This is a genomic window from Chitinophagales bacterium, assembly GCA_013816805.1.
Taxonomy (GTDB): Bacteria; Bacteroidota; Bacteroidia; order Chitinophagales; family UBA10324; genus MGR-bin340.
Genome location: JACDDS010000002.1, coordinates 238,576 through 251,478, shown reverse-complemented (window position 1 = coordinate 251,478; position 12,903 = coordinate 238,576). Strand labels below are relative to the sequence as shown.

Annotated in this window: 9 protein-coding genes; 2 read left to right on the top strand and 7 right to left on the bottom strand. The window is 40.0% G+C overall.

Translation table 11 applies throughout. The features are described from left to right. Nucleotides 1-41: 41 nt before the first annotated feature. Nucleotides 42-1,754, bottom strand: a complete 1,713-nt coding sequence (locus tag H0W62_02850) for an amino acid permease (protein MBA3647481.1) — start codon at nt 1,752-1,754, stop codon at nt 42-44. A gap of 225 nt (nt 1,755-1,979) precedes the next feature. Between H0W62_02850 and dnaN the strand changes: the two genes are divergently transcribed. Beyond that, nucleotides 1,980-3,098: a DNA polymerase III subunit beta gene (gene dnaN / locus H0W62_02845; protein MBA3647480.1), complete on the top strand. Its 1,119-nt coding sequence runs from the start codon at nt 1,980-1,982 to the stop codon at nt 3,096-3,098. Between the two features lie 47 nt (nt 3,099-3,145). Here the strand turns inward: dnaN and H0W62_02840 are convergent, their stop codons facing one another. Further along, complete coding sequence (locus H0W62_02840) at nt 3,146-3,610, bottom strand: DUF5606 domain-containing protein (protein MBA3647479.1); 465 nt, start codon at nt 3,608-3,610, stop codon at nt 3,146-3,148. A gap of 205 nt (nt 3,611-3,815) precedes the next feature. Here H0W62_02840 and H0W62_02835 point away from each other — a divergent pair, with 205 nt between their 5' ends. Beyond that, nucleotides 3,816-4,070: a 30S ribosomal protein S20 gene (locus H0W62_02835; GenBank protein ID MBA3647478.1), complete on the top strand. Its 255-nt coding sequence runs from the start codon at nt 3,816-3,818 to the stop codon at nt 4,068-4,070. Nucleotides 4,071-4,157: 87 nt separating this feature from the next. On the opposite strand, the gene H0W62_02830 is transcribed toward H0W62_02835, so the two are convergent. From H0W62_02830 to H0W62_02810, 5 genes are all read right to left on the bottom strand, one after another. Beyond that, nucleotides 4,158-5,549: a T9SS type A sorting domain-containing protein gene (locus H0W62_02830; protein MBA3647477.1), complete on the bottom strand. Its 1,392-nt coding sequence runs from the start codon at nt 5,547-5,549 to the stop codon at nt 4,158-4,160. 111 nt (nt 5,550-5,660) lie between these two features. Further along, the gene (locus tag H0W62_02825) at nt 5,661-6,269 is read right to left on the bottom strand and encodes a superoxide dismutase (protein ID MBA3647476.1); all 609 of its coding nucleotides are present in this window, start codon (nt 6,267-6,269) and stop codon (nt 5,661-5,663) included. 87 nt (nt 6,270-6,356) lie between these two features. Further along, nucleotides 6,357-8,396: an excinuclease ABC subunit UvrB gene (gene uvrB / locus H0W62_02820; GenBank protein ID MBA3647475.1), complete on the bottom strand. Its 2,040-nt coding sequence runs from the start codon at nt 8,394-8,396 to the stop codon at nt 6,357-6,359. Between the two features lie 93 nt (nt 8,397-8,489). Next, the gene (locus H0W62_02815; protein ID MBA3647474.1) at nt 8,490-9,350 is read right to left on the bottom strand and encodes a YicC family protein; all 861 of its coding nucleotides are present in this window, start codon (nt 9,348-9,350) and stop codon (nt 8,490-8,492) included. Between the two features lie 109 nt (nt 9,351-9,459). Next, nucleotides 9,460-12,846 (bottom strand): hypothetical protein, encoded by a 3,387-nt coding sequence (locus H0W62_02810; GenBank protein ID MBA3647473.1) that lies wholly within the window; start codon nt 12,844-12,846, stop codon nt 9,460-9,462. Nucleotides 12,847-12,903 lie beyond the last annotated feature (57 nt).

Genomic DNA, 12,903 nt, shown 5'->3' with positions numbered 1-12,903 from the left:
ATGTGAATTTACTGTATTCGTGACAACTTGACAAGTTTAATTTAAATCCTTGTTTCTGTATGCAGCCTGCTATTTTTAAAGCTATATAGAAAATAAATGACCAGCCCTATTATAAGCCAGATGGTAAAGCCAATCCAGGTTGTGGTGGTCAAGGCTGACATCAGGTAAATGCACATAGATAAGCCCAGGACCGGAATGAGAGAAAGATTTCTTTTATAGGAATACCATGAAATCAAAATTGCATAGATTATAAAAATCCAATAAGGCAGGTTTTCTTTACCCACACTCATAGCATTGCTGGTAGTATCCGATGAATTCTTAAAAAAGATAAAATCCATCAGAGTTTCCCGGTTATATAAATACATTAAAAAAAACAGGGTCAAAAACATAAGTGGTATAATGTATTTGCCATTGATATACCATACTTTAAATTTTCGCTGGGGCAGATCTTTCTGTTCATGCATGATCAGGACACCTCCGCAAACCAATGCAAAGGCAAACAGGGTCCCTATGCTTGTAAGATTAGTGACTAATGTAAAATTTAAAAATAATAAAGGAACAGCCACTAAAAAGCCGGTCATTACAGTGGAGAAAGCCGGGGTATGATACTTAGGATGGATGCTTGCAAATTTTTTGGGCAGCAGGCCATCGCGGCTCATGCTCATCCAGATTCTTGGCTGGCCAAGCTGAAAAACGAGGAATACACTTGTAGTAGCTATAATGGCACTAAAGGCAATCACGCCGGCAAGCCAGTTTAATGAAGGTATATTTTTAAATACATCGGCTAAAGGATCCTGCACTCCAAGATTTTTGTAGCTCGTCATTCCCGTAAGAACAAGAGACATTATTATATAGAGCACGGTACAAATAATAAGCGCATATATCATTCCCTTAGGTAGATCCCGCTGCGGGTTTTCACATTCTTCCGCGGTGGTGCTAATGGCATCAAAACCGATGTAAGCAAAAAAAACGGCTGCTACCCCTTTTAGCACCCCGCTTACTCCATTGGGTAAAAACGGATGCCAGTTCGATGGATTTATATAAAATATACCGATTAAAATGACTACTACTACAATCGTTAATTTCAGCATCACCATCAGGTTACTGGCCGTTCTTGATTCTTTGATACCTATGTAAATAAGGCAGGTTATAAATATGGTGATGAACAGGGCGGGAATATCAGCAATTAAAGGAAAGCTGCCAATGCGCGGTGCAGTTACCCAGGCCTGGTATTCAGGTGAAGTAGTGCTGCCTGCTTCAAAAGCATGGTAAGATGAAATAATATCGGATGTAAGGTAGGAGGGAAGATGAAGGCCGAAACCCCCGATAAAAGTTTCGAAATAAGAGCTCCAGCTTAAAGCCACTGTAATATTTCCTATTGAATATTCCATCAATAGGTCCCATCCGATGATCCATGCTACTAATTCACCAAAAGCCACATAAGAATAAGTATATGCACTGCCTGCAATAGGGATCATGGAAGCAAATTCTGCATAGCACAGCGCAGCAAAGCCACATGCTACAGCTATAAAAACGAACAGCAATGAAACTGCGGGGCCACCATCGAAAGATGCCTGGCCAATCGTACCAAAAATGCCTGCACCAATGATGGCAGCTATTCCAAAGAATGTAAGGTCGCGAACTTTCAAAGTGCGGGTAAGACCAGTTCCGCCTTCACCATCGGAGTAACCCTGTTCCACATCTTTTAATATCTGATTAACCGATTTTTTCCTGAAAAGCTGACTAAAATTCATGGTCGCATATTTATGAGTACAAAATGAGAAAAAAAATTAACCATTACAATTAAAGTAAGCCGTGATCAGGCCACACATTTACATGAGCAGCAACTCCATGTTGCCGATTAAGACCTATCTATTGTGAACATTTTAATTACAATGATTTATATTCCATACTAATATTAAACAAGGTCGTTTTTCCAAAATCATTATCTTGCATCTCTTAAAAAAATAAATCTCCGAATGAAATTTATTGTGTCTTCCGGTTCGTTATTAAAGCAGTTGCAGTTAATAGGTGGGGTTGTAAGCTCAAATACCGTATTGCCCATCCTTGAAGATTTTTTGTTTGAGATAAAGGAGGGCATGCTCACTGTATTTTCTACTGATTTGGAGACATCGATGAGCTCAATGCTCGATGTAGAAACCGGTGAAGAAGGGAAAATCGCTGTACCGGCAAGGTTGCTTATTGACATCTTAAAGACGCTTCCTGAACAGCCGCTCACTTTCTCTGTGAATGAAAAAAATCTTTCCATAGAAATTACATCCGATAAAGGAAAATACAGGTTAACAGGTGAAAACGGTGATGATTTCCCCCGCATTCCTGTTCCTGAAGAAACAAAGGAAATTAAATTGCCTTCTCCTGTAATTGCTAATGCTATTAATAAAACGTTGTTTGCAATTGGTACCGATGACATGCGGCCGGCCATGACGGGAGTAAATTTCGAGCTGACACCGGAGGGAATTACTTTTGTTGCAACGGATGCCCACCGGCTTGTTCGTTATAAAAGGCTCGATGCAAAAAGCATAAAGTCCGCTTCATTCATCGTTCCCAAGAAGGCACTGCAATTACTTGGAAATGCCTTGCCGCAGGAGGAAACACAAGTTAAAATTTCATATAACAGCTCCAATGCATTTTTTACTTTTGGAAATGTGAAGCTTATCTGCCGCCTTATCGATGCACGATTCCCGGATTACCTGGCAGTAATTCCTACTGAAAATCCTAACAAGCTCTCCATTAATTCAGGTGATTTACTGAATTCTCTGCGCAGGCTGGTTGTGCTTTCAAATAAAACAACCCACCAGGCTACGTTGAAACTTACCGGCAGCGAACTGCAGATTAATGCACGTGATCTGGATTTTTCAAATGAAGGGAATGAAACACTGGTATGCAATTATGAAGGGGAAGACATGGAAATTGCTTTTAACGCAAAGTTTCTCATTGATATGCTTTCGTCAATGAATGAAGAAGAAGTGCGGGTAGAATGTTCTACTCCCTCCCGGGCCTGCATTATGATGCCGATGGATAAAAAGGAAAATGAAGATCTGTTAATGCTGGTAATGCCGATAATGATTAATACGTAATTTCATTAAAGGCTGTAAGGTTAGATTGGAAAGATATAACCGGCCAATTACGCTTCTGTTTTTTCGCCCTCTTCTGCTTCAACACCGGTTTTTTCGGTTTCTTTCTCCTCTGTTTTTTCTTCTTCTGCAGGAATTAAATTATGCTGCTTTAAAAGATGATACCATTTAATCATCTTCTTCATATCACTTACGTGAACCTTTTCTTCATCATATTCAGGTTCTACCTTTTTGAAGTAGTCTTTTAATGCCGCAGGATCGTCTTTAGCATTTGGCATCGTCAACTCATTCTCCTTATTCATCATATCGCGCAATATTTTTTTCAGCTCTATGGTTTCTTCCTGCTTAAGATATACTGAGATATTATCCAGCGGAGAAACACCCTGGATACGGGAAGATATAAACTGGGAGGTGCCATCCTCCAGGGATTTTACTATGATTCCATTGTTCTTTGTTGAAACTAACTCGAATAGTCCCGGCATTCCGCTGATGGAAAGGATGTCTTTAAATTCCATGTATAATTTTTGGTCGGTAAATGTAAAATAAAGGAGTTGTTTTAAAAATAATGTTAATGATTTCAATAACACTGTTCATAATGCATTCTTAAAATCAATTGTTATTTTGAGAAGCATCGATTGCGGGTGATGTAACCATATTATAAAATTCTCTGATTTGGCAGCTACTTGAATTCTTTTATCTTTGCGCCACTAAAATTACCAGATGGCCAATACCAAAAATGCCCAAAAGGCCGACCGCCAGGCAAAGAAACGAAGAGACCGTAACCGTTATTATGGAAAAACTACGCGCAATGCAGTAAAGACTTTGCGTGCCACTACGTCTAAAGAAGATGCCGAAAAATTACTTCCTGAGACTATTTCTATGTTGGATAAGCTGGCAAAACGCCATGTAATTCATAAAAAGAAAGCCGATAACCTTAAGAGTGGCTTAATGAAAAAAATTAAGCTGATGGCATAGTTTATTATTTTGAAGGTCTAAAGACGCTCCCCCTTTTATTTAGTAGTGTTCTTCATACACATAGTGAAGCTGTAAACACTTCAATTTTTACATAACTGCTGCTTTCATCCGGTATATGATGCCGTTCGAATTGATTTCAAGCATATAAATTCCCTTAGCAAGTCTTGTAATGTCAATGTTAAGGTTATCACTTAGAGGAATAAATGAAGGAATAATGACATCACCTGATAAAGACAACAGGCGTATGGATTCAACTTTCCCTTTTAATTTCCCAAGCTCTAAATTGAAAAGGCTGTGCGCCGGGTTCGGGAAAAGTTTAACATCGTCGGGTAAGGAGCCTTCCCAAATGCCGGTTGAAGTAGTGCTGCTGCGGTTTGAATAGGTGAAAATTCCCTGATCTGCGTAACAGGTGGGAACATGAATTCCAATTCTATAATTTAACGGACCAGAGGGAGGGGTCAAATCGGTATATGTACTGGTGTTGGAAGCAATGGAATCAATTATCTGATAAGGACCGTAGTTGACATTGCGAAAAATATAATAGGTGGAATAGTACTGCGAAGTATTTGAATAATAACCCTCATACGGGTTCCAAACGAGGTTTACTTCCCCATTCAATCCAACACTGGAGGTGAGGTGAATAGTAGTATTTTTGGGACTGGTATAATCGGCTTGTATCCTTTCGCAGGAATCAACCGTACCCAGAATGTATGTATACGACTTTTCTAAGGGATTCGAAGCTTCATCAATGAATTCCTTAGGTTCGTTAAATTCCACCCTTCCGATTGAATCAAATTTTCCTGCAGCACTTCCCTGTCGGTATATAATATATGCCTGCACTGCAGAGTCCTCCGGTGTCCACATGATTTTATTTTTTCCTGTTGCACTGTCAACAGTCACTATGCAGATCCGTTGTGGCAGATAAGTCACGTGCCCTTTGCAGATCGAGCAGTGACTGGAATCAACATATGAAACAGGTTGCAGGATAGGAAAATATTCTATTAATATCGACTCAACAGAATCAGAGCTCATAATAACCGCATAGTAAATTTTCCCGGACTTTAGAGAAAGGTTTATGTGATTGTAAGTATATCGGACATCAAAATAGAAATTAATGCAGGTATATATAGATGATGTGGTTAACTGGTTGAAAATATCAGCCGTATCATCAAACGGGCCCCATATCACCATGCTTACGGTATCCAGAATTATAGGATTGGATGAAGAATATTCAAAAATTGTCCCGTCAAGAATACTGTTAGTTTCAGCAGGCGCACAGGCAGCCAGCATGCCCCAATACGGTCGCTTATTGGTTACTGCGCAGCCATAATCGGGGCCGATCGGCGCTGTAGTTCCGACAGATGGATAAATATTGGTTCCATCAAGCAGCCAGGTTGCTGTATGGTAAGTGTCTTGCGCTTTGATATCTAAGCTGACAAAAGAGAGAACAGAAAATATCAGAAACAGCTGTTTTTTCATAAAAAGCATTAAGCTGAATTATAAAAATACATCTTTGTAAATGACAGGGCAATAAGGCTGTTATTTCATTCTTGACGATAACAATTTATGGAATCTCCGCGACAGCAAATACTACATCGCTTTCTTCAATAGCATATTCACCTGATCCCAGTTAATTGCATTTTTAAAAGCGGCAATATAATCTGGGCGGCGGTTTTGATATTTAAGATAATAAGCATGTTCCCAAACATCTATTCCAAGCACAGGAGTGCCTTTAACCTCAGCTACATCCATTAATGGATTGTCCTGGTTAGGAGTGGAGGTAATAGCAAGTTTCTTATCTGCGCCTACAATTAACCATGCCCATCCGGAGCCAAACCGGGTGACACCTGCATTAGTGAAGGTTTCATAAAATTTATCAAAGCTTCCGAACGTGCTATTAATAGCTTCCACTACGGTGCCGTTAGGCGTACTGTTCCCGCCGGGCTGCAGGATGTTCCAAAAGAAGGAGTGGTTATAATGCCCGCCTCCATTATTGCGGACTGCCATGGGAAATTTAGAAATGTTTTTGCAGATTTCTTCAATACTGCTGTTTGCAGCTTCATTTCCTTCTAAAGCTTTATTCAGATTTGTAACGTAAGCCTGGTGATGCTTATCGTGGTGAATCTGCATCGTTTGTGCATCAATGTGAGGTTCTATTGCTTCGAAGCTATAGGGCAATTTGGGAAGTTCAAAAGGCATATTAAATTTTTTTTGGTGAATTACAGTATTCTTTTAATCAGTGTAAATATAACTTGAGGAAGGTTGAGAAGGTTCAGCCAAAAAAAATTATGCGGGATTATTTTCAAATTTCTGCTTAATAATTTTATCAAGTGCATACATCTCATCCCTTAACCGGGCAGCTTCTAAAAAGTCGAGATCCTTAGCCGCTCGTTCCATCTTCTTTTTAGTGGTAAGCAGCGTTTTCTGTAATTGATCGCGGCTCATATACTCCACCACGGGATCTGCCACAAGGGATGCCTCTTCCGGTTCAACATAAGCCATCGGATCAATCGGCTTGATTTGCAGAACCGCACTTTGCTTCATTATTTGTTCCCGTGATTTGAAAATAGTTTTAGGAGTAATGCCGTGCTCCTCATTATAGCGCAATTGTTTTTCCCGGCGCCGGTTCGTTTCATTAATGGTCTTTTGCATAGATTCCGTAATCTCATCTGCATACATGATTACCAGGCCATCGATATTCCGTGCTGCCCGTCCTGCAATCTGCGTAAGTGATCGTTCATTTCTAAGGAATCCTTCTTTATCAGCATCCATAATAGCTACTAAAGAAACTTCGGGAAGATCCAATCCTTCCCGAAGCAGGTTCACACCAATTAATACATCAAAAACACCGAGCCGGAGATCCCTCAAAATCTGGACACGCTCCAGCGTTTCCACTTCGGAATGAATGTATCTGCAGCGTATATTAAGCCGGGTCATATATTTAGAAAGCTCTTCAGCCATTCGCTTCGTAAGCGTTGTAACAAGGATTCGATCACCCCTTTTCGTTCGCTCGCTCACCATCTCCAGCAGGTCGTCTACCTCATTAATACTCGGTCTCACTTCGATTACCGGATCAAGCAATCCAGTCGGACGAACTACCTGTTCCACAAACAAACCTTCAGTTTGCTCCAGCTCAAATTCTGCTGGTGTGGCACTTACATAAACTACCTGGTCAATCATAGTTTCAAATTCCTGGAAGCTCAGAGGCCGGTTATCGAGGGCAGAAGGAAGACGAAAACCGTATTCGACCAATATGGTTTTGCGTGAACGATCACCTCCATACATACCGCGCACTTGTGGAATGGTAGCATGGCTTTCATCAATCACCATTAAAAAATCCTTTGGGAAATAATCCATAAGACAAAAAGGTCGTTCTCCCGGGTTTCTCCGATCGAGATAACGGGAATAATTTTCAATTCCTGAACAGTAACCAAGTTCCTTCATCATCTCCAGGTCAAATGTTACGCGTTCTTTTAATCGTGTTGCCTCCAGATATTTTCCGCTGCTTGAAAAATAATCAACCTGCTTGTGCATATCATCCTCTATCTGGTTCATGATATCATTGAATTGATCTTTTGGAGCCATGTACATATTCGCAGGAAAAATGGCGGCATTATCTACATTGCCGATTTTCTTCCCGGTATCCTTGCTGAATGTTTCAATTTCTTCAATTATATCACCAAAAAAAGTTATGCGATATGCATAGTCTGCATAGGGAAGAAAGATATCTATGGTATCTCCCTTTACCCTGAAATTTCCACCTTTCATTTCACCATCGCTTCTTGAATACAAACCATCTACAAGCTGATAGAGCAAGCTGTTCCTGGTTCTTGTTTCTCCGCTTTGTAACCGGATAATAGCACGTGTGTATTCTGTAGGATTTCCTATGCCATAAATACAGGAAACGGAGGCAAGAACGATAATATCTTTCCGTCCTGACATTAATGAAGAAGTAGTGCTTAATCGAAGCTTCTCAACCTCCGCATTAATAGAGAGGTCTTTTTCTATGTAGAGATTGGAAACAGGCAGATAAGCTTCAGGCTGATAGTAATCATAATAGGAAACGAAATATTCAACTGCATTTTCAGGGAAGAAGTTTTTAAATTCACCATACAATTGAGCCACCAGTGTCTTATTATGGCTAAGGATCAGGGTAGGTTTCTGTACCTGTTGAATTACATTTGCGATCGTAAAAGTTTTACCCGAGCCGGTAACACCGAGAAGCACCTGGTATTTATCTTCCCGTCGGATGCCTTGTACTAATTGCTCTATGGCTTCCGGCTGATCACCCGTCGGATGATAGTCAGATGTGAGTTTAAACGACACAGATTATATTAATAAGAAAAATATGGAATAAATCTTTTTTGTGAATTCTATAATTTTCAAAAAAATGAATATATATATCTGATAACGCACTAATCAGAGAACGTTTAATAGCTGTTCCTTAATTTTCTCCAGCTCATCTTTCATTTGCACAATTATTTTTTGAATTGCTGCATCATTCGCTTTAGAACCAAGCGTGTTAATTTCCCGCCCTATTTCCTGCGATATAAAACCTAAACGGCGACCGTTTGAATCTTTATCATCAAGTGTTTGAAGAAAAAAGTCACAATGGCTTTGGAGACGAACCTTTTCCTCGGTAAAATCCATTTTTTCAATATAATAGATCAACTCCTGCTCAAAACGGTTGCGATCATATTCTTCTGAAGAAATAAGTTCACTCAATTGGTGGTGCAAACGCTTCCTGATTGTTTCAATGCGGTCCTTTTCAAATATTTCAACTTCTTTAAGAAGGGAAAGCAGGGTCGTAATGTTAGCCCTGAGAATTTTATCAAGTGTTTTTCCTTCACTCCTCCTGAATTGTACTATATCTTTTATTGCCTCTTGTATCACTTCAAATACGATTGCCTGTTCCTTTTCATCAACATTATTTTTTTGACCTGATAATACTTCAGGCAGTTGCATGGTTATGGACAGAAGATCTTTCTTATCAGCACCAACCGCTTTAGCAAGTGATTTTAATTGCCTGAAGTATTTTTTGGCCAACGCTACATTAATTTCCTGGGGTTTTTCCAAAGATCCCTCTGTTACATTTATGAACAAATCAATTTTTCCACGGTGTAAGCTTTCTGTCGTCAGGTTTCTCACTTCAATTTCCTTTTCTTTAAGCGAATAGGGAAGCCGTAGGTTCAAATCAAAAAACTTACTATTGAGTGACCGGATTTCCACACGGACTGTCCTTCCATTTTTTAATGCTTCCGCTTTTCCATAACCCGTCATCGATTGAATCATAAATTATTTTTACCGGAGCAAGATAATTATTCCGGAGAATGCAATATTCGGAGAACTATTTAAATTGATTCCTTATGCGGCTATAAAAAAAATTAGCCTAAAAATCTGTTGACAAAGAGAAATACCATATTGGTTTCTTTTTAGCTCCGCTGTCAATTCCCTGCGCATAATCTACACGAAGAAAATAACCAAGAATGGTAGTACGGGCACCAATGCCATAGCCGACCACTACCGGCTCGCGGAAATAATTAACATGTACGGTTACCGGCCCCTGGGTGATGGTGGAAGAATTAAAGGGATTATCATGTGAATAAGGAGAAAGGCCCTGCCACGCAGTGCCTGCATCCCCAAATCCTACCAATTGAAAGTTACGGATCAGCTCAGACCGAATAGGAGTATTAAATAAATATGAAAATACAGGAAAGCGAATTTCGGTATTTATAAGCGCAAAGGTATTGCCATTACGAATATTTTGCTGAAAGCCGCGCATGTTCACAGCTAATGTTTGAAATGCATATCCCGCAGTAGAAGATACCGGTGTAGTCTGATCAAATTTTGCATTGATCCAGCTGTCAACCCCTCCGAGGTAATAGATCACCTTCTGATCGCCCCATGAAGTTGCGCCATTTAAACGGGTAGCCCAGATCAGGTTACGGCTGATTTTTTCATAGTGACGAAAGTCTGCGCCTGCAGCAAAGAAATAAGTGTTATGTCCGTCAAGCTGTCTGGATGCATCTAAGTAAATTTTATACCGGGTGCCATCCCAGATATTCGTTTGAACTGCAAGGGTATTATCAAATACATATTCGGCACGCAGAAAAAGATAGCTTTGGTAAGATTGAGCCAGGCCTAAGCTGAAGCTGTCGGTTGCCAGGTAATTAATCCGGTCATTACGGTAAGTTGCAGTGAGTCCCACGCGCCGGTTAGGGTCTAATGGATAACGAAAAGATGCTGATGCAAGGTACGTTCGTTGCTTTGCACGAATTGGAAAGATCCATCGGTCAGATGTATAAGCAAGTGAGTTCGAAGAACGGTAAACGGTATATTGCTTATCAAGCCGATGCTTTAAATCCTCAAACATCAAAAAATATTGTGTGCCACTGAAAGATGTGGGCAGCATAAAGCCACCCGTAATCCGGTAATCTTCCATCAGGTCGCTGATGCTTACCTTAATAAATGCGTTCAGATCCGGATTTTGAAATTGCGGAGAATTGGTGGTAAGCAATGGGTTTTGAAATTGCCCGCCTCCGCCGTTGAACGGCTGGTAGCGGGTTATAATCAAACTGCTGTTCAATTGGGTAACCACATAGCTGGTTGAAAATTTAACGAGGTAGGGCAAAGTTTTTGAAAACCGGAATACGGATTGTTGCTGAAAGAGACCAGAAGTAGTATCTAATATTGGTTTTGAAGGTGCGAAAGTAAAATCGCTTTGGAACAGGTAATTACTGTTGTTTAGTCGCGACGTATCCGCTCTTACAGTGTCACCATGAGCATTTTCAGTTTTTGAAGGAGTTACAGAAATAGTAGTACCGGGATAATAGTGCTCCAGAAGCCGCCTGGCATAATCTGTATATTCCAATCCTGGAATTTCCGCAAAACCGCTGTCGCGCTCGATAGGTACCAATGAAAATTCATAACGGTTATTATGAAGCATTACCTGCGCCATCTTTCCTGCGCGTGGTGCCAGATCCTGTTCAAGGATGCTGCGCTTATAATTGGTTTGAGCAAAGGAAATTGCAGTATCCCTATAAACCGCAATCTTGCGGATGGAATCAATTGAAAGGCTGTCAGAATTAATTATGGAATCTATATTGTAGGTCGGATTAACAATAGTAGAATCTCTGAAATAATAATATTGGTCATAATGGTGAAAGTGGCTATCGATATGTGCCACATACCTGTTAACGATTCCGTTTTGATCACTCAGATACGAAAAATATTCAGGGTTGTAAGATGCAGCACCGGTTTCATTCCATAGTGGTGTATTCGTTACACGCAGCAATTCCTTAGAACGCGTTTCAGTATTATAAAAAAACAAGTCAAGGTTTTTAACAGGCCTTGCTGTATCCTGGTTTAATATGCGAAGTGTATCATCAATCCGGTTAGACGAAAATAATATCCCCTGCCGGTTATTCATTTTTACAAAATGCGGGTAGAGGTCATCATAATAATCATTAGTTATCTGCTCAATCCGCGAAGATTTAATATTGAAGGTATAAACGTCGGATTGTCCCTTATTTTCGGCCGAAATAACGATGTTGGTCGGATCGATATAAGCCATTGACAAAATTTTTTGAAAGGCGATAATCTTGCGTTTTTCCTTTTTATGGTCTTCCATATTGTAAACCAGCAAATTTGTTTTATCTCTTTTTTGGTAAACGATAGCAAGTTTTTTTCCTGTCGGATCGAATGACAGCAATGGCTGGGAATAATCTATTGGCTGTGTAATGCTTTTAAATCCGCCCTTTAGAAGTTTTTTGGAGCTGCCCGTCTCTGTATTTTTTAAACATACCCTGTATTTACTGATTTCATTTCGGACATATGCAATCTGTTTTGCATCATTATTTACATGCAATTGATTAAATACTATACCCTTTGGATCACGCTTTTTTATAATTTCCTGTGCGCCCGGGATGGATTTAGCAGTATCTTCTCTCGTATACAGTTCGTGATAGTATTCGTACCATTCCTGCAGAAAGCTCTTTACTGATTTGCCAAAAACAAAGTTAAATCCACTCTCCATGCTCCGGTTTATCCGGGTTAGGTACAGTAAATTTGGTATGGTAGCACTTCCATATTTGGTATCGATATAATTCCATACGGAATGCCCGGCAATGGTGGCATCCATGCCTGTGAGCCTGTTTAGTTTTTTATAGCGTACGGAAAGAATACCGTCACGAAGGCGGTTATCGAGCTCCGTACTCCAGGTCTGGCCTATATAACCTGTTAAACCATCCTTGTACCACGCAGGTATTTTAAGAAGTACAGCATTTTGTACTACTTCCTGTATGTTTCCGCCAAACATCATATTTTGCATAAAGATGCTTGCAATGCCCTGTCGGATCTGCTGCTGCAGATGCTGATGGCTGCCATCGAAATAAACAAACATCTTATTGCCAATAATCTTGGTAACTCCGCCGGTATTATTTATTTCAATACCTCTCCCGATATTTGATTGCTTCAGATCGTCAAGGTTATTAAAGACGAGTATGTCTATGCGATCATTCAGCTTGTATTCCAGCATGGTTTCCAGGTCATCCATTTCTTTCGCGCCATCTATAACCGTAAATTTTCCCAATTCCTGGCCACCTAAATAGAAATAGACCACATACCTGTCCGTTTGATAAAAGGACCAGTTAAATTCTTTATACTGAACCCTGTTTTGACCGAACTCTTCATCTGCCGTTTGAGCCTTTGAAAAGAAATTTTGGGCTAAAATTGCCAGCAGGAATACAATACTTTTGCAGGTACCAGAACTCTTCATTTAATAATCAATCTATATTTTCGAAATTAAAACATTTTTCTTTTTACGAGGCTTTAG